Consider the following 19,147-nt stretch of genomic DNA (forward strand, 5'->3'; position numbering starts at 1 on the left):
TTCGGGTGTGAAATTTCCTGGCTCCTCCTGGTGCCTCAGCGTCGTGGAAACAAAGCGAGTTCCGTCCGCCACTGGGCAGCTGCGCTGGCGGCATCCGTCAATTTGATTCGCATCTCGATCCAGAAGGCGTCGCCTGCGATGTGGGCGGATGTCGGCGCTGGCAGCTCCGCGGGCCGCGCCTCCTGTGAGAGATGCACGCGAACGACGACGGTGTCTTCGCCGTAGCTCCGCACGCTGAACGCAAGATTTGGCTCGGTGAAAGCCAGAGTCGGGTCGACGCCCTCGCTCCGTTCCTCGTCGGTTGGCCGCTCCAGCCGACGCGCCACCCGCTCGAGCCACTCGGCGATCTCAATCGCCTCATCGACAACCAACGAGGGGTGCGAGAACGACCACTGTGTTTCTCCCGAGATGACCTCACCGGCGATGACAAGCCAGTTGTCATCCCAGGCGTCGCCCGTCGCGGATTCGAACTCGTAGCCCACCGGGCGAAGAGTGATGCGCGGTGCCCCGGCGACGTCGTTAAGTTCCATTCCAAGATCTTCCCATCGCTCGCGTCACTCCATAAAGTGAGTGCGAAAGACAAGCACTAAGGAGAAGACATGTCCCTCGTCCGCGTGCATAACTTCTCAATCTCCCTCGACGGCTTCGGAACCGGTGAGGGCCAGCAACTCGACGCTCCGTTCGGCCACGCGGGCATGCGGCTCATGGAGTGGGCGATCGAGACGCGCACCTTCCGCGGGATGGGCCTCGGCGATGACTCACCGGGATCATTCGGCGTCGACGAGGCGTTTGCGAGCGCCTGGGGGCCGGGGATCGGTGCGGAGATCATGGGCCGCAACAAGTTCGGCCCTCAACGTGGTCCGTGGGAGGATGAGGAGTGGGAAGGGTGGTGGGGCGACAACCCCGTCTTCCACTCCCCTGTCGTAGTACTGACCCACCATGCTCGGCCGGTGCTCGAGATGGACGGCGGTACAACCTTCCACTTCGTTGATGCCGACCCCGCCTCCGCGCTTGAGCAGGCCCGCGCGTTGGCTGGCGGCCTCGACATCCGGATCGGCGGCGGGGCTCAGACCATTCGCGAATTCCTCGAAGCCGACCTCATCGATCACCTGCACATCGTCCTCGTGCCAATCCTCCTCGGCCGGGGCGAACGGCTCTGGGACGGACTCGAAGGACTCGAACAACGCTTTGCCATCGAGGCGACCCCGTCACCATCCGGAGTTGTCCACCTGGTTTTCACGCGCCGGACTGACTCCTAGTTTGGCTGCTCTGGTTCTTGCCGACTGCAGCGCAGCCCACTCCTCGCGTTCGCGTGCCGCTCGCGTCCTGAACGCCGCCCGGGCGGCGGGGTTGGATGCCGGGGTTTCGCTGCGAAGCTGTGCAACAGCGCCGGAGTCCTCACTCGACCGATACTCCACAAGAAACTCCGGACCAATTTCGCCGGATACCTCACGCGCGAGCTCCAAACCCTCCGCACTGAACGTGTGCAGAGTGTCTAGTGATCTCCATCGCAAGTCGTCGTCGAGGGAAGCGTAGTACTGGCCTTCCCAGGAGACCAGGCGCGCAGCCAATCCGGCGGAGAACTGACTCTCGGCGTAGGGCACCGGGTCGATGAACCAGATAACTGATCCCGCATAGTCCGGGAACACCCGCACAATCTCAGTTGCGTACTTGCTGGGACCGGCTTGCGTCATGGTGTCGAGGATAGCGTTGAGCGGGTCCTGACCCGGGGTTCGGCTTGCCTCCCCCGAGGTTCGGCTTTATTGAGGCGACCACCCCCGCATTAAGGGGTGATCGCCTCGGAGCCGCTCTAGTTCCAGATCCGGCTAGCCGTCGGATGGCGGGGTGCCGCCCGGGGCCGCGCCGCCGCCTCCGGCACCGCCGCCCATTCCGGTTGACTCTGCCTGCTCGACGCTGTTCGCATAATCGTTGCTCGGGTCGCGGTAGATCGTGTGCACGTGACCCCAGCCGGAGGTGACCACGCCGTCGACATCTGCGCCCGCGGAGCCCTGCTGGCTGGCGAACTCGATGTAGGCGTTCGGGCCGGAGATCTGAAAGTAGATGCCGTCCCCCTGGGTCATGTCGTAGACGGTGGCGCCCGACCAGTTGATGTAGGTCTCATCGAGTGTGGCTTCGATCTCGGCGAGGGCGGCAGCGGTCGTCTCCTCGTCGGCAAGCCCGACCCAGTTGGCGATCACGTCGAGCAGCAGTTGCTTCTGCTCGTCCGTGAGGTCGGCGCCAGACAGGCCGGTTCCAGTCGGGTAGTCACAGCTGCCGCCGGGTGCACAGACCATCGCGGCGACTTCCTCGCCCTGATACAGCGCTGCCTTTTGCTCGTCGGTCAGGCTGTCGTAGAACGCGAACGCGGTCTCGTAGATCGTGCCGAACGTCTCCACCTCAGCGCCGTCCGCGGTCGTGTAGACCTCCGGCTGGGTGCCGAGGTGCGTGGGTGCGAAGGTGATCGCATCGGCAGTTGCGTCGAGCGTCGCGTTGATGCCGAGGTGGTGACCACCGAACTGCACCTCATAGGCGCTGGTGTCAGACGCGTCCCCGAAGATCGCAAGGTAGTACTGGCCCAGGGAGGCTTCGGTGCTGGAGCTGTTCTCAAGCAGGTACTGGTCTCCGCCGATGATGTTGGAGACGGTCTCGTAACCTTCGTCGCTGAGCAGCGCCTCAAGCACCTGCATGGCCGCGACCTGCTGCTCTTCGGTGAGGTCGGCGATGTTCAGGCCGGCACGCTCGACGAAGGTGACCGGAAAGTTCGACCACGAGGTCGACTTCGTTTCGTCGTCGTAGTCGTAGGTGACCGCTTCGACCTGCTCGTCCGATAGCGTCGCAAGGAATGCTTCGATCGCGGCCGTCGTGTTCGCGATGGTCTCCGCAGTCGTACCGGCTGTCGAGCTCGTGACTTCCTGCGACGCCGACGCGACTGTGGAGCCGTCGGTCGACGAAGACGTTCCTGATGTCGATGAGGATGCCTCGGTGGAGCCTGTCGCGCATCCAGCCAGTACAAGGCTGCCAATGAGGAACATGCTCGTTCCCCACAGAATCTTCGTTCGCCGCGGGCGCTTGTTTGTGTCCGTGTTTTTCATCATGCGCTGACCGTAGGCGCGCTTCCTATGCGCTTCCTATGAAGCACCTATGGCGAGCTAAAGACCCGGACGACATTCCCCTCGATCTGCCCTAATCTGATTCTGAAGGCCGCACGAAAGTACTCGAAGGAGACCACGATGGATGCACAGACCAACACCGAGAACACCTTCAAGGTCGTCGTCGAGCGCGAGATGGATGCCCCGGCGCAGGTTGTGTTCGACGCGATCACGCTGCACACCTCCGGCTGGCTCTGGCCCACCGACTTTCAGGCCCTGCAAAACAGCACGGCGCCCGAGGAGGGCGTGATCACCGCGTGGGATCCCCCGCACCACTACGCCAACCGCATGGACGGCCCCGACGGGTTCTTCAACCTCCTCGACCACACCCTCGAGGACCGCGACGGCGACATGTCGCTCTTGCGCTACATCCACCACGGCGTCAACCTCGACCCCGACCGCAACCAGGAAGACGCCGTGCAGCAGCACACCGACTTCTACCTGCACACCCTCAACGAGTACGTGCGCCACTTCCCCGGCCTCGACGCCGCCTTCGTCGACATCCAGGGACCAGCAGCCTCGTCCTCCCCCGACGCCTTCGACCGGGTGCGCGACGCCCTCGGGCTGACGAATTCATCGAAAACGGATGCCACGGTGCACGTCACCGTCCCCGGCGTCGACCCATTCGCCGCCACCGTCGACTACGCGACCGACAACTTCATCGGACTCCGCACCGACACCGCGCTCTACCGCTTCTTCGGCCGCAACGCGTTCGGCGCCGTCGTCGGCATGACCATCCACGTCTTCGACCCCGCCGATGACGCGGTCGCGGTGTCATCGGTCTGGCAGAAGTGGCTCGACGGGCTGTACGCCTAAGACGACGGCACTCAGTGCCGCACGCTGTATTGGTGCTCGGGGCGACCGGTCGATCCGTAGCGGAGAGTCACTTCCACATCACCGCGTGTTGCCAGGACGGCGAGGTGCCTTTGCACAGTCGCTCGAGACAGTCCGGCACGGCCGGCGATCACGCTCGAGGACGATTCGCCGTCCTGGAGCAGTTCGATGATCAACTTCTCGGTCGTGGAACGGGAGACAGACGGCACTCCGCCATCGCGACCGTGCAGCACCCGCTGGGCCCTGTCGATCGAATCCTGGTCGAGTTGCCGGTCTTCTGCGGCCAGGTTGCGGAATCGGCGATAGGCCTCCAGTCGCTCGATCAGCTGCGCCGATTCGAACGGTTTGATGAGGTAGTCCAACGCGCCCGCGCGGAGTGCGCGGCGGACGGTGGCGCCATCCGACGCCGCACTGATCATGAAAGCGTCGACATCGATCTCGGCGACGAAGGCGATGCCGTCCCCGTCGGGGAGGTAGACGTCGCAGATGACGAGGTCGGGCTGCAAGTCGCGCACCGCCGCGCGCGCGGCGCGCACTCCTCGAACGGGCTCAAGGGCGGTGTAGCCCGGGCGCGCATCGACGATGTCGCGATGAAGGCCGCCCACGCGGAAATCGTCGTCGACGACGAGGACACGAATAGCATCGGTCATCACTTTTCTCCTTGTACTTCACGGGCTGGCGCCTGCATGACTCCGGGCAGACGAGCGCAGAATACGGCTCCGCTCCCTTCGCGGCCGCCCGCGTCAGCTAGCCACACGTCTCCGCCTCGCTGCGCGGCGATGTCACGGACAAGCGGCAGACCGATGCCACGCCCATGCACTGCGCCCGGGTCGAGACCCGTCCGCTGCACATCGCTGAAAACGCGCACCCCGGTGGGCACGCCCTGCCCGGAGTCGGACACGGACACGACGAGTGTGTCGCCGTCGTCGAGAAATTCCACGTCCACCCAACGCGGCCGTTGGCCGTGCACCGCGGCGTTCACTGCGTTGTCGATGAGGTTCGCGACAACGGTGGCCACATCCTCAGGCGCTGACACGACTCCGCGCACCAGCGAGTCCGACCCCACCGTTAATTGCACGCCGCGCTCACTGGCCTGCGCAGCCTTTGCTTCAACGAGCGACACAAGGAAGGGCTCGGTCAAATACTCACCCGCAGACGAACCGCCAGGGGTGCGTGACGCCTGCAGCACGTCGTCTAGGTAGTCCCGCGCGTCGGGCACGCGGCCCGCGTCGATCAGACCGGCCGTCACGTGCAGGCGGTTGGCGAACTCGTGACGCTGTACCCGAAGTGCGTCGCTCATCGTCGCGACGCTTTCCAGGCGATCCGTGAGGTTCACGACGTCGGTGCGATCGCGGATCACCGCGATCATGCCCAGATTGCGATTCGCACGCGACACCGGGTGGGTGTCGATGTACACGACGTGGTTGGCGACCACAACTGGATCGGCCGCATCCGATCCACGTCCGCCCGGTGACAGCTGCTTCGACTCACCGGCCAGGGCCGCGATCACCGGCGCTGGCAGCGCGAGGTCGAGGACTCGGCGCCCGACCAGGTCAGGGATGCCGAGCAGCCGCGCGGCCATCGTGTTGGCGACGGTCACGACGTGGTTCGGTCCGTACGCGAGCACCCCATCCCCCACACCGTCGAGCACCGCCGCCTGGTTCTGCACGAGCGCCGACATTTCCTCGGGCTGAAGCCCGAGAGTGAGGCGCTCGAGGCGACGTCGGATAACGAATGACACGACAGCGCCCAGTGCGAGGGCAACGGTTGCAGCCAGCGCGACGCCCCCAAGAAGGAGGGGAAGCTCTTTGAAAACGCTGCTTGGGGCGAAACCGACGCTGACCTCACCCACCGGTTCATCAGTGCCGGGATCGCGGACGGGAACCTTGGCGCGAGCTGACTCGCCGAGGGTTCCCGATGCCCACGACACCGTCTCGCGTCCAGCCAGGGCCTCGGCGAACTCTGTGCTCACCACGGCTCCGAGGAGCTGCGGGTCGGGGTGTGCCAGTCGGATCCCGTGATCGTCGGTGATCACGATAAACAGCGCGCCGGTGTTGGCCTCCGCCGCAGCAGCGAGAGCGGAGAGGGGTCCGCCGCGCAGGCTCGCGTTCGTCGGCGTACCGCTGTCGGCGGACGCCCGGGCGACACCGGCGCGCACATCCGAGTTGGCGGCGACGGTGCGTGCGATAGACAGCGCGGAGGTCGCGGCCTCGGCCCGTAGCTGTTGCACGCCGATCCCAACGAACACCCCGGTGCAGATCGCGACGACGACGGTCACGCAAGCGAGTTGCAGCAGCAGCATCCGCGTCGAGAACCGCATCTTCGCCTCCAAACGGTGCATTGAACAAAATGCACAAAACTAACGATATGCACAATACGTGCACTAAAGCGCGATACGGGATGTTGCGCCTCCGGCCCGGCTAGGCTCCTGGCTCATTGCCAGGCACTTCGGCAGTGACAGCCGAGCGGGATCGTCCGACTCAGCCGCACCACCATTCAGACATAGACAAAGGAGTCGATGTGCTCGTCATTCTCGGATTCACCATGATCCTCACTTTTATGGTGCTCATCATGACCAGGCGACTCACGCCCATGGTTGCCCTCATCCTCGTCCCCACGATCTTCGGCCTCTTTGCCGGCGCCGGTCTGGGTCTCGGCGACATGATCATCGAGTCGATCGGGGATCTGGCCCCGACGGCGGCGCTGCTCATGTTTGCGATTATGTTTTTTGGCATCATGATCGATGTCGGGCTATTCGATCCCCTCATCCGGTTCATCACCCGCTTCCTCGGCAATGATCCAGCGAAGGTCGTTCTGGGCACGGCGATCCTGGCCGGCGCGGTGTCGCTCGATGGCGACGGGTCGACGACTTTTATCATCACGACCTCAGCGATGCTGCCCATCTACCTGCGTCTGGGCATGAGCCCGGTCGTGCTCACGTGCGTTGCGGGTCTGATGAACGGCACTCTCAACATCGTGCCGTGGGGTGGCCCCACGGTGCGGGCTGCCTCGGCGCTTGGCGTTTCACCGACCGACATCTTCGTGCCGATGCTCCCCTCTCTTGCGGCTGGCCTCGTCATTGCGCTGGCGTTCGCCTGGTTCTTGGGGCTGGGCGAGCGCAAGCGCATCGGGTCACTCGAGTACTCCCCCGCTGCTGCGCAGCTGAATCCCTCGCCGATGACATCGCCGAATTTCTGGCACCGGCTCTTCGGCGGCAACCGCATCGTGCGTGGCGCGGAAGTCAAGCCGGGTGCGGCCGCAACGCTGTCGACGACGGGCATCCTGACGGTGCGCCCGGGCCAGCGGATGCCGGCAGGGCAGGCCGCCTTAGCTGAGCAGAAGGTGCTCGATGCCGAAGATCACGACACGATGATGGCCGACACGATGCTCCGTGCGGATCGCCCAACGCTGCGGCCGAAGCTGATCTGGGTGAATCTTGTGCTGACCCTCGCGGTGATGGTGCTGCTCGTGCTCGATGTCATGCCCCTGGCCTACATCTTCATGGTCGGCACAGCGGTCGCCCTCATGATCAACTTTCCGAAGCTCCGCAGCCAGGCCGACGAGATCGTCGCGCACGCCCCCAGCATCGTCGGTGTCGTCTCGATGGTGCTCGCCGCAGGCGTTCTGGTCGGCGTGCTGAATGGCACCGGGATGGTTACGGCCATGGCCGATTGGGTGGTCCAGGTGGTGCCTCCATCGATGGGTCAGTACCTTGCGGTCATCACCGGCGTGCTCTCGATTCCGATGACCTTCTTTATGTCCAACGATGCGTTCTACTTCGGCATCCTCCCCGTGCTCGCCGAGAGCGCCGCGACCTACGGCATCGCCCCGGTGGAGATGGCCCGCGCCTCGATCACAGGACAGCCTGTTCACCTGCAGAGTCCGCTGGTACCGGCGATCCTTTTGCTCGTCTCTCTCGCAGGCGTCAATCTCGGCGACCACCACAAGAAGGTGCTCTGGCGGGCGTGCGTCGTCTCGCTTGTCATGCTTGTCGTCGGTGTGATTGTAGGCGCCGTCCCGTTTAGCTAAGCGCGCTGTCACCAGACGTCTCGATGTTCTCGCACCTCGATTTCGGTCATCGGCCTCACGGAATTCCACGCGCTGAACACCTCGTCGGGGGTCGCCGGGCGTTGACCGTTATCCGCTCGGATATGGGCACTGGATGCAGATGTCACCGTGATCACGCTGCCGTTATCCATCCGCGCATACCCTGTCCCGTTGACGAGTCGCCAGATTCCTTGATCGAACACGCACCAGCTGCTGTAGTCCTGCAGAGTGTCGGTTTCTTCAATCACAACACCGGCCGTGACGTCCACGATGTACCGGCACGGAACGGTTTCCGGATTCGTTGCGACGAGGGGTTGCCTGTCGATCACAACTTCAACGAGTCCGCCGTCAGCGGTCTCCGTAAACGTGTGGGGAGGGCCGCTATTGAGCGAGACTTCGACAAGCGATCCGCCTGGCAGGTCAGCGATCAGGGGGAACTGGCCGTTTGCGATATACGCCTCGAAGTTCGCGTTGCTCTGCAACTCGGCCTGCGACGGACCCGTCGGTTCAGGCTCGGGTACGGTCACCCACACAGCACCAGCGACGAGGGCAGCACAGCCAATCACCCCGGCAATTCGTGATTGCCACGATCTAAAGAACACGCCCAAAAACAGGGCGCACAGAACCGCGATCATCAGGGTCGCAAGATCGAACCCGGGCTGCACCCAGATCATCGGCACTGTTCCGAACCCGAACACCGCCGTCACCAAGGCGACGAAAGCGAGGGCCGTCACGCAAACGGCCGCACCGATTCTTCGGCGACCCGCGCCGAATCCCGCCACCGTGGATATCAGTACAACGGTGCCGACGAACACGAGTCCGACCATCAGCAGTCCGATGGGTCCGCCAAACATAAAGGCCGTGAAGCCGCCCAGCCCGAGGGTCAACGCGCCATAGAGAATGACTGCGGTGAGGGCCACCGCGATACCTACACTCAGCACGGACTCGGGCCGAGCAGCCGTACTCTCGGGCTGAGCAGCCGCATTCGTCTCCGCGGGTGGTCGCGCGAATGCCATCATCGCCTGAGTCAATCTCATCGATGAGGACGGGTCAAGGTCGCACGCACCTGCACGGTGACCGCGTGTGCTGGAACACCGTCTTTCACATTCATTGAAGGCACTCGTGGGCACGTCCTGCTTGTACTCGAATGAGGGTAGCGCTGAGCTCGATGACGGCCATGTCACCGACCGTCACGGGTGCTTTCCCGCGAGGCTGAGAATCTGAGGCTCGTCATGGTGCAGCGGTGTCCTTGACGCTGCCGGAATCGAGCGGCCCCCCTGGTACGGCCGATGCCGGTGCAACTCTGTCGGACGCGCGAGGGATTACCAGTACCGCTCCAACCCCGACAACGGCGAGCGCTGCACAGATCTGGAAAACGGCGCGCGTGCCTTCGCGAACCCCGTCCGGGCCGGCCTGATTGCCCAGTGCGGTTGATACCACGATCCCGAAAACGGAGAGTGCCAGCACAGTCGCGAGACTGCGCACAAAGAGGATGAGCGAGGATCCCACCCCCAGGTCGGCGGGCCGGAGGAACCTTTGTCCCGTGGCGACGAGCTGCTGCGACAGCATTCCGACTCCCGCGCCGACCAGTAACCCGGCCGCGGAGGCGACCAGAGGGTCAGACAGGTCGTTGAGCAGTGCGAGCGGTGCCAACCCCACCGCAACCGTAACCGCACCAGCGAGAAGAACGGGTTTGTCGCGACCCGTGCGCGAGATCGTGCGCCCGGCAAGAAGTGACCCCACCAGGGTGGCGACCGACATGGGCACAAGGAGAAACCCCGAGGCGCCGGCACTGAGGTTGAGGCCGTCCTGAAAGTACATCGCTAGATAGACGGATGCGGCGAAAGTCGCGACCCCGACGGTGACCGAGGCAATCAACACCCACAGCAGCGGCCCGGGCGCGAGGAGCGTCGGCGGCACCAGGGGGCGCACGGCCCGGCGCTCTACCCGCAATCCGATAATGAGTAGCGCGATGATGAGCAGCATCACCAGCACAGATGGGATTGCGAACCATCCCGTTCCTGGTCCGATCACCGTGATCCAGAACATCGCCAGAAGAACGGTGCCGAGGGTCAGCAGTGCCCCGACGAGATCAAACGGCGCGGGCTCTGGTGGGGCGGGCGGGGGCAGACGTACAAGCAGCGAGATCAAAATAAACGCGATTGCCGCCAGGGGTGTGGTGGAGAAAAAGATCCACCGCCACCCACCCACGTCGACGATCATCCCACCGAGTGCGGGTGCCGCCACCGCAGCGGCGGCCATTACTGCGCCGAGGTAACCAAAGTAGCGGGGCCGCTCCTCCGGGGTGGTGATGTCAGTCACCATCAGCTGCACCACGGTCACGATTCCTCCGGCGCCGATCCCGATGATCGCCCGGCAGGCAATGATCATCCATGGAGCCTGCGACAGCCCCGCGCTGATAGTGCCGATGCAGTAGATAACGATCGCTATCTGCACGAGCCGTTTACGCGAGATCCGATCGGCCAGCCGTCCCCACACAGGGGTGGTGACGGTGAGCAGCAGCAACGACGTGGTGACGATCCAGGTGTATTCCGTCTGGCTGCCGCCCAGGTCGCCGATGAGCTGGGGCATCCCCGTGAGGACCATTGTGTTCGACGCCATCGCGAAAAATAGCGACAAAACGAGCGCGCCGAAGGCGAGATTGCGCGCGCTGGAGCGACCTGCCAGGGCGTTCCCGGGATCGGGGCCCAGCAGGCGGTTAGCCGTGGTCATTTCTTGTAGAAGTTGTCGCGCATCGTGGTGTGGGCGTAGTCCTTGCGGAACAGGCCGCGGTGCTGCAGCACGGGAATCACTTCGTCAACAAAACGGGCGATGCCGGCCGGTGCCCCGGAGCGCGGGGCGAGCATAAATCCGCCGACGCCACCGCCAGCGTGGAAAGCCTCTTCCATGTAGTCCGCGAGCTGCTCGGGGGTGCCTACATACTCGGAGCCCTCAACGAGCCACTGCAGCGCATATTCCTTGATGGTGGTGGTCGGCGTGGTGTTCTCCATCGCCATGTCGAGGTAGCCCCAGTTTGGTGCGACACCCGCCGCGCGAACTGCTGTGATGGTGTCGTGAACGTAGGCGTCGGGTTCGAGTGGGTAACCGTCCAGACCCCACCACTGGCTGAGGAACACATGGGGCATACGGTCCGGAAATGACTCGCGGTATCGGCGGGCGTTCTCGTTTGCCTCAGCAGCGCCGGAGACGACGTCGAACTGTCCCGCCCAGAGAATGCCAACTTCCTTCGGATCGCGGCCGATCGCGGCGCACGCCTCGACGAGCTTCGCGCGGTGAGCAGCCTTCGACTTCATGCTCGAGCCGCCCGCGAACTGAAGATCTGCGTAGGTGGCGGCCAGCTTGATTCCACTGGGCGACTGACCGGCCATCACCTGCATCGGCCGGCCCTGCGGTGAGGGCGCCGTGGGAAGCGGGCCCATAACCTTGAAGTGTTCGCCCTCGTGGTCGATGCGGTGCACCTTCGACGGGTCGGCGACACGGCCAGTCTCGCGGTCCCACAGCATCGCGTCCGGTTCGACCGAGTTGAAGAGCTTGGTGAGCACTTCCTGGAACTCGGTGGCACGCCGATAGCGCCATTCGTGGTCGGGGGTTGTGTCGTAGCCGTAATTCTGTGCCTCCTGAGGGAAGCCGCTGACCACTGCGTTGAAGGCGACTCTGCCGCGGGTGACGTGGTCGAGACTGGCCATCATGCGAGCGGTGTGGAACGGGTGGTTGTAGGTCATCGACATGGTCGTGATGAAACCGAGGCGCTCGGTGACTGTCGACATGGCGGCGACCAGCGGGATCGGGTCGTGGCGAGGCCAGGCGACGCCCAGTTCGACGGTCTCATCCATTGAGCCGTTGACCATGGGAGTGCCCGCGACGTCAGCGAAGAACGCGCCATCAAACTTGCCGCGCTCGAGGATGCGGGCGATGTCGAAGTAGATCGCGGGGTCGCCGTAGGGGGCGTAACCCGACCACGAGCCGGGGTATCGCCACTTGGCGTTGGTGTGAATGAGAGACAGGTCGCAAACGAGGTTGAACTGGGATTCGGGCATGCTGAAGATCCGTTCGTAGAAGAGATGACAAATAGTGAATAGGTGGATGACGCGGTAGCCCCATCAGCTGCGGGCGGGGCGGTCCCAGCGGAGGAAGTAGCGGGCGGCTATTTTCACCAGAGCGTCGAGCAGCACACCGAACAGCGAGAGCAGGGTGATGATGCCGAACAGTCCGGCGACATCGAGCCGCGACGTATACATCTGCAGCATCGTGCCGAGGCCTACGCTGGTGCCCGATCCAAGTAGTTCCGCGAAGACCGCGCCCGTGAGGCACAGCACAAAACTCGCTTCAAAGGCGGCGAACAGAAACGGAAGGGACTTGTAGAGGCGCAGGTGCCGAAGGCGCTGCCAGCGCGTCGCGTGCGAGACCCGCATCAGTTCTTCTTCCTCATCCGTGGTGCTGCGCAGGCCGGAATACATGTTCACCATCACAGGAAAAAAGACAAAGACGGCGATCAGTACAACCTTTGACCAGATGCCGAAGCCGAACCAGATCATAAACAGCGGAACGAGCGCCACCTTGGGCACCGCCTGAAACGCCACGATGTAGGGGTTCAGCAGTCGGTACAGCAGGTCCGATTCTGCGAGCATGATCGCCAGCAGGATGCCGGCTGTCGCACCAACGGCGAACCCCAGCATCGCTTCCTGGAACGTGACCCAGGTCGCCGCCCAGATCACCGGCGCCTGGACCTGGCTCCACAGGGCGGTAAGCACCGCAGCCGGCCCAGGAAGCACGATGGGGTCGATGGCAAACACCACGACGAGGGCCTGCCACGCGAGGAGCGCGACCACCACATAAGCGAGAATCACCGCCACCCGCCGGAGTGCAAACACGACGGTGCGGCCCGTGCGGGCACCGCGCTCGGCGAAAGAGGTGCGGACGGGAACGGACATGGATGGGGAATTCTTGAGCACGGTCATGATCTCTCCTCGACTGATCAGATCAGTGGCTGATGTGTTGGCGGAGGTCCGCGGCAAGCCGCGCGAACTCGGGCGACTGGCGGGTTGCCTCGCCGCGGGGACGCGGGAGCCCGATGGTCATGTCGGCAACGATGCGCCCCGGACGGGGCGACATCACGATGACGCGGTCCGAGAGGTAAACGGCCTCGCTAATGTCGTGGGTGATAAAAAACACGGTCGCACCCGACGCCTGCCAGATCGAGAGCAGCTCGTCGTGCATGTACTCACGAGTGATGGCGTCGAGGGCACCGAACGGTTCGTCCATCAAAATAACCGCCGGGTCGTTCACCAGGCAGCGGGCGATAGCGACCCGCTGCCTCATGCCGCCGGAGAGCTCGCGCGGGTACTTCTGCCCGAGCCCGGAAAGCTTGACCATGTCAAGAAGCCCGTCGACCCTGGCATCCACCGCGCCTTTATGGCTGTTTTTGCCCATCTTCGCTGGAAGCCCAATGTTCTCCGCGACCGTGTACCACTGCAGTAGTGCGGGCGTCTGGAAAGCGATGCCCACCTGGCGACTCGGACCGTTGACCGTCTCGGTGCCTATGAGCACGGATCCAGACGTCGGGGCTGCGAGCCCGGCAATGATGCGCAACAGTGTTGACTTCCCACAACCGCTGGGACCCAGCACCGAGATGAACTGACCCGACGGGATCTGCAGAGACGATTCGGTGAGCGCGTGGATCGTTCCGCCGTCGCGAGTTCTGAAGTCCATCGACACGTCGTCGATGGTGATGGAGCCGTCGTGGCGCGCCGCATCGGTGGGGTTGCGGTCAGTGAGAAGACTCATAAGTTACTGCTCCGTTATCTCGTCAAGGTCGAAGTCATTGGCGGCCTCAGTGAACTCGGCCGTAAAGAAGTCGTTCGCGTCGATCACCGCTGCCGCATCAACGGTGGCGGCCTTCTGCATGTAGGCGATCTGGCTAGTCCAGCGCTCTTCGGTCTGGATTCCCCAGGTGTAGTCCTCGTCCTGCTCCATCGCACCCATGCTCTCGAGTGTTGAGTCGAGCACGGCCAGGTCTCGTTCCATGGCGGCATCCTCGTCTGCTCCGGGCAGCGGTGCGCGTTCCGGGTACGCCTTCCAGAAGATCCGCACGGCACTCTCGGGGTACCGCTGCAGGTACACCGTCGAGCGGGCGATCGCCCGGGACACTGACTCGACCAGTTCGGGATCGTCCGTGATGGTGTCGTCCCGCGCCGCAAGGCCGATGCCGTCGAAGCCGGCACTCCATTCCGTGCCGTCGAGGATTCGGATGTCGTATCCGGCGGCCTCCCACGAGGTGAACAGACCCGGCCAGTACAGCACCGCATCGACCTCGCCGGACTTGAGCGCCTCGGCGGGGGTCGAACCATAGCCGGTGACGATCGTGGTGATGTCGGAAAGGCCAAGACCATGCGGCTTGAGAGACTCGGTGAGGAACGCGTCATACATCGAGCTGGTGCCCTCGAGCCCGATGGTTTTGCCTGCAAGGTCGGCGGTCGACTCGATGTCCGAGTCGGCCAGGACGCCGAGGTAGATGTTGAGGTTCGGTATGTAGTTGTAGACCATCTTCGCGCCGATAGAAGCACCGCCGTTTGCCGAAACGAGCTGTTCCGGCCCCGACATCGCGAAGTCGGTCTGGTCGCCGAGCAGCGCCTGCGTTGCGCCGGTGGATGTCACGTCGAGCGTCATGTTGAGGCACTCTTCGTCGAAGTACCCGAGTTCGTCGGCCAAGATGCCGTAGGGAATGTACGAGACGTCGAGGTCAAACGTCGAGAGCAGGAGATGTGTGTCTGTTGTGGTTTCGCATTCGGCCGCCGTCACGGCGGCGGGGGTGGCCTCGGCAGCGCAACCGCTCAGCAGCAGGGCTCCGGTCGCCAGCAGTGCGGTACCGGCCCATCGGGCCTTCGAGGAATGGAGCCTTCGGAGTTCGCTGCGCATGGTGGGCCTCTCGCCGTAATTAGGTCGGGTGCTGTGGTGGTCCAGCTCGGTGTGTGGGACAACCGTACGAACCCAATGTGCGCGTTGTGATTACGCAGCGGAGTCCGTGGAGTTACGCCGTGTGTGCCCCAGCCCGCAGCCGCAGATTCCGGGGATTGCGCATCTAATCAGCCGTTTCCGACCGCTCTCTTCGGGGTGTTACGCCGTCTTCCAGGCGTGCTTCAGAGTGGCAACGTTCGCGGTCACCGCGGCCTTCCGGCTGTCGAAGTGGGCAATGTGCAGCTCGGCCGGGTTCATATTGAGGTCGCAGTACAGGGTCTCCCGCACGAGCAACGCGTAACCCGTGGGCACACCCAGAAGTTCCGCGGTGCGCTCGTCAGCGCTCGTCGCTTCGACCGTGACGCTGATATCGCCGGGCGGTTCGTTATGGATTCGCCGGTACCAACTGATGTGGGACGGCGAAAGCACGGGCTCAGCCGCCTCAAGAAGCGGAGCGGGTTTTAAACCGTATCGGGAGAAGATGCCCACAACGATTCCGTCGGTTCGAATCAGAAACTCCGACATCCGCAGCGTGGTGCCACTCTCGCCAAACCGGCTACGCAGAAATGCGTTGGTCGACACATCGCGAGTCTCAAGCAGAGTGAGAGCGGCGGTCGCGCCGATGACCGCCTCGATGCATTCGAAGATCGGAAACTCGTTGATACCAGAAACAACAACGGTTCCCACTCCGGGCTGGCGCATAACGAGGCCGTCCAGTGCGAGGTTCTGCAGGGCCAGCCGAACAGCGTTGCGGCTTGAGAGAAGCTCGCGCGCGAGCACGCCCTCGTCGAGCTTGGAGCGGGCCGGCAACTCGCCGGAACGGATCGCGGCACGAAGCAGCGCATACACGCGGCGCGGTGATTTCTGCATGGTGTGGCCGCGCCGCAGGCGCTCACCGAGACGGGCCGCGGCGAGGGTGCTTGGGGAAATTTCAGGCCGCGGGTCGAGGCTCATGCGGTGCGCTGCGCAACAGGTGTCTGGGAGATCATGGCTTTACGGTAGCCAGTCACAAACACGATCTCGTTTCGGTCATGTGACGATCTCCGGCGGTTTTATCAGGAATTCCGGGCAAGTTTGTGGCGCAACGCCGATCGGCAGATCAGGACGGTGTCAAAGAAATGTCCTCCGACCTGCATTTATGGCGTTTCAGCGGAATCGACTTGAAAGGCACGGACGGCGCAATAGAGCCTTAATCCATTTGCCATCGGCAGGTAACAGCGTTGCTGTTTGCTGTTGACCATGCAAAACCTCACCATGACCGACCAAAAGGCCATCGAAACAGCGTTCGCCGGCTTTCCGTCGGGTGTCGCCGCGTTGACGGCGCTTGTCGACGGAGTGCCCACCGGGTTAGTCGCGACGTCATTCACCGTGGGAATCTCCTTCGATCCACCACTGGTGCTGTTTTCTGTGCGCAACAGTTCCACCACCTGGCCGGTGCTGCGCCGGGCGGTCCGCATCGGTGTGTCTGTTCTTGGGTCCGAGCACGAAGCGGCGTGTATGCAGCTGGCCTCCCGCGACCGGGATCGTTTTGCCGGACTGGCCACCGAGACCACGGCGGACGGCGCAATCTTCTTGCATGACTCGGTGATGTGGCTCGACTGCCACATCAGCGTCGAAATTCCCGCGGGCGACCATAGTGTGATTGTGCTCGCCGTGCAGAGCGTCAAACACGCGGCTGGTGTGGAACCTCTGATCTACCACAGTCGGACGTTCCGCAAACTCGTCACCGAAGCCGCCGACCTGGCGGCATAGCCAGCTTGGACCGCAACGCGGTCGGCGCCGTGGTCGGCATGACTATCCACGTCTTCGACCCCGCAGATGACGCGGTCGCCCTGTCTTCGGTATGGCAGGACTGGCTCGACGGGCTCTACGCCTGAAGCTCAGGCGCGCTCCACAGGAAGCCACAACTCTGAGGTAGCCGTGCTGAAGTCGGGGGTGCGTTCCAGAATGCACACGATCGACGGGCCCGGCCTCAACCTCCAAGGATTAGAAGGAAACCAGTCAGTCGCCGTCGTGGCCCAGGTCGACTGCAGAGTAGCTGGATAGGACCCGGCTGCACGGAACACAGCCCAGGCGCCGGCGGGCACGTCTATCGCGTCGAGATCCGCCGGCACCGCTGTTGCCGCGTCTACGGCGACACCATGAAGGTAGGTCAGCTGACTACCTTCGGTGTAGTCGGGGTCCACGTCGGCGCTCACCTGGAGAAGTCCAGCGGGCTCGGTGTTACTCAGCGATTTGAGGCGGACATGCTCCGAATCGGGAAGCGAGGCGATGTGCGTCTGGATGTGCGGGTTGGCTCCCTGGTGGATAAGCGGTACGCGAGCCGCGTGTCCTAAGAGCCGAAAGGCGGGTCGATCTGCAATGCGAGTGTCCATCGTGAAATTCCCTTCTATCGTCAGGCGGAACGTGATCTGCGGTTGCGAACGCAGGGGGCCTCCGTCTCGGCGCACAACAGCAGCACCGACGCCGTGCACAGCCACGAACGCACGATTGAATGCTTCGGTCGAGCCATAGCCAAAACGCACCGCAGTTTCCAAAAGGGAGCCATCACCGAGCACATCTGCTGCTGCGACGGTCATGCGCCGCCGCCGGATGTATTCAGACAGGGGGATGCCCGCAAGTGACGAGAACATCCGGCGAACGTGATACTCGGTGGTACCGAGATCGCCGGTGAGGTCGGCCAGGTTGATCTCGTCAGTGAGGTGCTCCTCGACGAAATTCACAACCTGGTTCAGAACTGCGATCACGGTTCCCTTTCCGTATCAAGCCTGCGCATCGGGCCACTGCTACACCCGACTATCGCGGTTCGATTCGATCGCTCTACCTTTCAGGGTTCAGCAATGCTCGCACGCGAGTCCGCTCCCGGTCGCGATTGTATTCGGACATCGCGCATACCGCGCGTCTTGGTCGACTCGAGCGAAGAACTAAAGTCAACGTGTGAATCGCACCGACCGGCTCTACGCACTAGTGGAAGAACTGCGGGCTGTAGCGCCCCGTCCGCGAAGCGCCCGCTGGCTCGCCGGGAAGTTCGAGGTCAGCTCGCGGACGATCGAGCGGGACCTGTCGTCGTTGCAGCTCAGCGGGGTCCCTATCTGGGCGGAACCCGGGCGCACGGGAGGCTACTGCCTCGATCCGACGCACACCCTGGCACCCCTCAACTTCACCGTCGACGAGGCACTCGCCGTGATGATCGCTCTTGGCACCCTGGGCACCAGCCCGTTCCACGATGCGGCGGCCTCGGCGCTCCGCAAGGTCGTCGCCGTCACGGATGAGCGCAGCCTGAGAGACAGCGGACCTGGCTGCCCGCATCCACCTCCTCGGGGAGCACAAGCCGAACGGCGCACCGCCCGAGCTGGGCGACGCGCTGCGAACCGGACATGTTCTGCAGATCGCCTACGTCGACCGGCACGGGTCCGCGACCTTGCGGGACGTGGAACCCATGGGCTTTGTCGGTAAGGGCAGCGACTGGTACCTGATCGCCTGGTGTCGCCTTCGCGACGGCCTCCGCGCTTTCCGGGGCGACCGCATCACCGAGGCGAACCCCCTCAGCGAGCGGGCCGCACGACGCCCGCTCCGCGCGGAAGACCTCGGCATCGTCCACGGGGAACTGCGCATCGTCGCCCCGGCCGAAGAACCGACGTAAACACCGACAGGACGTTGTCGCGAAGCCCATACAGGATGAGGAGTCGGGCCGGACGGCCCGGCTGAAATGGAGCATCATGGACCTCGCATCAATCCGCATCATCACCCACGACGTCGACCGGCTCGCCCGCTTCTACGAGACCGTCACCGGAACAGTCGCGACACGACCCGCCCCTGTCTTTGCCGAGATCCGAACGACCTCGGGAACCCTCGCGGTCGCGAGCACGGCAACCGTCGCGATGCTCGGCGACCAGGCACCGAAGCCGGCCAGCAACAACACGATCGTCATCGAATTTCTCGTAACAGATGTCGATGCCGAGTTCGCCCGACTGGAGAACGAGCTCGACGACATCGTGCTCGAACCCACCACAATGCCCTGGGGCAACAGGTCCACGCTATTCCGCGATCCCGACGGCAACCTCGTCAACCTCTTCTCCCGGCCGAGCCTCTAGAGCGCCTGGCGACCCCGCGGAATACCGGTCGCTGCGCCGCTGACGCCA

20 protein-coding genes are annotated in these 19,147 nt (G+C 63.7%); 7 read left to right on the forward strand and 13 right to left on the reverse strand.

What is annotated here, in order from left to right; genetic code table 11:
- Positions 1-35 precede the first annotated feature (35 nt).
- Positions 36-530, reverse strand: coding sequence for a WapI family immunity protein (locus tag B0I08_RS08260; RefSeq protein WP_106211730.1), 495 nt, complete (start codon positions 528-530; stop codon positions 36-38).
- Positions 531-599: 69 nt separating this feature from the next.
- Between B0I08_RS08260 and B0I08_RS08265 the strand changes: the two genes are divergently transcribed.
- Positions 600-1,259: a dihydrofolate reductase family protein gene (locus B0I08_RS08265; RefSeq protein ID WP_106211732.1), complete on the forward strand. Its 660-nt coding sequence runs from the start codon at positions 600-602 to the stop codon at positions 1,257-1,259.
- Here the strand turns inward: B0I08_RS08265 and B0I08_RS08270 are convergent.
- Positions 1,209-1,694: a hypothetical protein gene (locus B0I08_RS08270; RefSeq protein WP_106211734.1), complete on the reverse strand. Its 486-nt coding sequence runs from the start codon at positions 1,692-1,694 to the stop codon at positions 1,209-1,211. The two genes, B0I08_RS08265 and B0I08_RS08270, sit on opposite strands and share 51 nt — an antisense overlap.
- A 132-nt stretch (positions 1,695-1,826) precedes the next feature.
- Complete coding sequence (locus tag B0I08_RS08275; protein WP_219905636.1) at positions 1,827-3,095, reverse strand: DUF3500 domain-containing protein; 1,269 nt, start codon at positions 3,093-3,095, stop codon at positions 1,827-1,829.
- A 135-nt stretch (positions 3,096-3,230) separates the two neighbouring features.
- Here B0I08_RS08275 and B0I08_RS08280 point away from each other — a divergent pair, with 135 nt between their 5' ends.
- Entirely contained in the window at positions 3,231-3,965 is a 735-nt protein-coding gene (locus B0I08_RS08280; protein ID WP_106211736.1) for an SRPBCC family protein, read from the forward strand.
- A gap of 11 nt (positions 3,966-3,976) precedes the next feature.
- Here B0I08_RS08280 and B0I08_RS08285 read toward each other — a convergent pair whose 3' ends face one another.
- Together B0I08_RS08285 and B0I08_RS08290 are read right to left on the reverse strand one after the other, a co-directional pair.
- Complete coding sequence (locus tag B0I08_RS08285; protein WP_106211738.1) at positions 3,977-4,633, reverse strand: response regulator; 657 nt, start codon at positions 4,631-4,633, stop codon at positions 3,977-3,979.
- Entirely contained in the window at positions 4,633-6,324 is a 1,692-nt protein-coding gene (locus B0I08_RS08290; protein WP_245884709.1) for a sensor histidine kinase, read from the reverse strand. The genes B0I08_RS08285 and B0I08_RS08290 overlap by 1 nt, the downstream gene beginning before the upstream one ends.
- A 203-nt stretch (positions 6,325-6,527) precedes the next feature.
- Here B0I08_RS08290 and B0I08_RS08295 point away from each other — a divergent pair, with 203 nt between their 5' ends.
- Positions 6,528-8,012 carry a CitMHS family transporter gene (locus tag B0I08_RS08295; protein WP_245884737.1) on the forward strand — a complete coding sequence of 495 codons (1,485 nt, stop codon included), beginning with the start codon at positions 6,528-6,530 and terminating at the stop codon, positions 8,010-8,012.
- A gap of 8 nt (positions 8,013-8,020) precedes the next feature.
- Here the strand turns inward: B0I08_RS08295 and B0I08_RS08300 are convergent, their stop codons facing one another.
- The 7 genes from B0I08_RS08300 to B0I08_RS08330 form a co-directional block, all read right to left on the reverse strand.
- Entirely contained in the window at positions 8,021-8,950 is a 930-nt protein-coding gene (locus B0I08_RS08300) for a hypothetical protein (RefSeq protein WP_146134365.1), read from the reverse strand.
- Between the two features lie 310 nt (positions 8,951-9,260).
- Positions 9,261-10,763 carry an MFS transporter gene (locus B0I08_RS08305; protein WP_106211744.1) on the reverse strand — a complete coding sequence of 501 codons (1,503 nt, stop codon included), beginning with the start codon at positions 10,761-10,763 and terminating at the stop codon, positions 9,261-9,263.
- Positions 10,760-12,088, reverse strand: a complete 1,329-nt coding sequence (locus B0I08_RS08310; protein WP_106211746.1) for an NtaA/DmoA family FMN-dependent monooxygenase — start codon at positions 12,086-12,088, stop codon at positions 10,760-10,762. The genes B0I08_RS08305 and B0I08_RS08310 overlap by 4 nt, the downstream gene beginning before the upstream one ends.
- Positions 12,089-12,151: 63 nt before the next feature.
- Positions 12,152-13,009, reverse strand: coding sequence for an ABC transporter permease (locus B0I08_RS08315; protein WP_106211748.1), 858 nt, complete (start codon positions 13,007-13,009; stop codon positions 12,152-12,154).
- A gap of 22 nt (positions 13,010-13,031) precedes the next feature.
- Positions 13,032-13,835: an ABC transporter ATP-binding protein gene (locus B0I08_RS08320; protein WP_181243339.1), complete on the reverse strand. Its 804-nt coding sequence runs from the start codon at positions 13,833-13,835 to the stop codon at positions 13,032-13,034.
- A 3-nt stretch (positions 13,836-13,838) separates the two neighbouring features.
- A complete protein-coding gene (locus tag B0I08_RS08325; protein WP_106211750.1) occupies positions 13,839-14,966 on the reverse strand; it encodes an ABC transporter substrate-binding protein in 1,128 nt (375 codons plus the stop codon).
- A 198-nt stretch (positions 14,967-15,164) separates the two neighbouring features.
- Positions 15,165-15,959 carry a GntR family transcriptional regulator gene (locus B0I08_RS08330; protein WP_106211752.1) on the reverse strand — a complete coding sequence of 265 codons (795 nt, stop codon included), beginning with the start codon at positions 15,957-15,959 and terminating at the stop codon, positions 15,165-15,167.
- A 285-nt stretch (positions 15,960-16,244) separates the two neighbouring features.
- Here B0I08_RS08330 and B0I08_RS08335 point away from each other — a divergent pair, with 285 nt between their 5' ends.
- Positions 16,245-16,757, forward strand: coding sequence for a flavin reductase family protein (locus tag B0I08_RS08335; RefSeq protein ID WP_106211754.1), 513 nt, complete (start codon positions 16,245-16,247; stop codon positions 16,755-16,757).
- Between the two features lie 128 nt (positions 16,758-16,885).
- Here B0I08_RS08335 and B0I08_RS08340 read toward each other — a convergent pair whose 3' ends face one another.
- Positions 16,886-17,752, reverse strand: coding sequence for an AraC family transcriptional regulator (locus B0I08_RS08340; protein WP_106211756.1), 867 nt, complete (start codon positions 17,750-17,752; stop codon positions 16,886-16,888).
- A gap of 190 nt (positions 17,753-17,942) precedes the next feature.
- On the opposite strand from B0I08_RS08340, the gene B0I08_RS08345 reads away from it, so the two are divergent.
- The 3 genes from B0I08_RS08345 to B0I08_RS08350 all read left to right on the forward strand — a co-directional run bounded on the left by B0I08_RS08345 (position 17,943) and on the right by B0I08_RS08350 (position 19,099).
- Positions 17,943-18,461, forward strand: coding sequence for a helix-turn-helix transcriptional regulator (locus tag B0I08_RS08345; protein ID WP_245884710.1), 519 nt, complete (start codon positions 17,943-17,945; stop codon positions 18,459-18,461).
- The gene (locus B0I08_RS18020; protein ID WP_245884738.1) at positions 18,394-18,648 is read left to right on the forward strand and encodes a helix-turn-helix transcriptional regulator; all 255 of its coding nucleotides are present in this window, start codon (positions 18,394-18,396) and stop codon (positions 18,646-18,648) included. Before B0I08_RS08345 ends, B0I08_RS18020 begins: the two co-directional genes overlap by 68 nt.
- A 76-nt stretch (positions 18,649-18,724) precedes the next feature.
- Complete coding sequence (locus tag B0I08_RS08350; RefSeq protein WP_106211758.1) at positions 18,725-19,099, forward strand: VOC family protein; 375 nt, start codon at positions 18,725-18,727, stop codon at positions 19,097-19,099.
- Positions 19,100-19,147: the final 48 nt, after the last annotated feature.

The organism is Glaciihabitans tibetensis, from assembly GCF_003003265.1.
GTDB classification, from domain to species: domain Bacteria; phylum Actinomycetota; class Actinomycetes; order Actinomycetales; family Microbacteriaceae; genus Glaciihabitans; species Glaciihabitans tibetensis.

What these genes read in the sequence shown, in the direction of transcription:
- B0I08_RS08330 (WP_106211752.1), bottom strand. Translation starts at nt 15,959, where the DNA reads ATGAGCCTCGACCCGCGGCCTGAAATTTCCCCAAGCACCCTCGCCGCG.
- B0I08_RS08270 (WP_106211734.1), bottom strand. Translation starts at nt 1,694, where the DNA reads ATGACGCAAGCCGGTCCCAGCAAGTACGCAACTGAGATTGTGCGGGTG.
- B0I08_RS08335 (WP_106211754.1), top strand. Translation starts at nt 16,245, where the DNA reads ATGCAAAACCTCACCATGACCGACCAAAAGGCCATCGAAACAGCGTTC.
- B0I08_RS08260 (WP_106211730.1), bottom strand. Translation starts at nt 530, where the DNA reads ATGGAACTTAACGACGTCGCCGGGGCACCGCGCATCACTCTTCGCCCG.
- B0I08_RS08350 (WP_106211758.1), top strand. Translation starts at nt 18,725, where the DNA reads ATGGACCTCGCATCAATCCGCATCATCACCCACGACGTCGACCGGCTC.
- B0I08_RS08310 (WP_106211746.1), bottom strand. Translation starts at nt 12,088, where the DNA reads ATGCCCGAATCCCAGTTCAACCTCGTTTGCGACCTGTCTCTCATTCAC.
- B0I08_RS08285 (WP_106211738.1), bottom strand. Translation starts at nt 4,633, where the DNA reads ATGACCGATGCTATTCGTGTCCTCGTCGTCGACGACGATTTCCGCGTG.
- B0I08_RS08325 (WP_106211750.1), bottom strand. Translation starts at nt 14,966, where the DNA reads ATGCGCAGCGAACTCCGAAGGCTCCATTCCTCGAAGGCCCGATGGGCC.
- B0I08_RS08305 (WP_106211744.1), bottom strand. Translation starts at nt 10,763, where the DNA reads ATGACCACGGCTAACCGCCTGCTGGGCCCCGATCCCGGGAACGCCCTG.
- B0I08_RS08265 (WP_106211732.1), top strand. Translation starts at nt 600, where the DNA reads ATGTCCCTCGTCCGCGTGCATAACTTCTCAATCTCCCTCGACGGCTTC.
- B0I08_RS08290 (WP_245884709.1), bottom strand. Translation starts at nt 6,324, where the DNA reads ATGCACCGTTTGGAGGCGAAGATGCGGTTCTCGACGCGGATGCTGCTG.
- B0I08_RS08275 (WP_219905636.1), bottom strand. Translation starts at nt 3,095, where the DNA reads ATGATGAAAAACACGGACACAAACAAGCGCCCGCGGCGAACGAAGATT.
- B0I08_RS08315 (WP_106211748.1), bottom strand. Translation starts at nt 13,009, where the DNA reads ATGACCGTGCTCAAGAATTCCCCATCCATGTCCGTTCCCGTCCGCACC.
- B0I08_RS08320 (WP_181243339.1), bottom strand. Translation starts at nt 13,835, where the DNA reads ATGAGTCTTCTCACTGACCGCAACCCCACCGATGCGGCGCGCCACGAC.
- B0I08_RS08280 (WP_106211736.1), top strand. Translation starts at nt 3,231, where the DNA reads ATGGATGCACAGACCAACACCGAGAACACCTTCAAGGTCGTCGTCGAG.
- B0I08_RS08295 (WP_245884737.1), top strand. Translation starts at nt 6,528, where the DNA reads ATGATCCTCACTTTTATGGTGCTCATCATGACCAGGCGACTCACGCCC.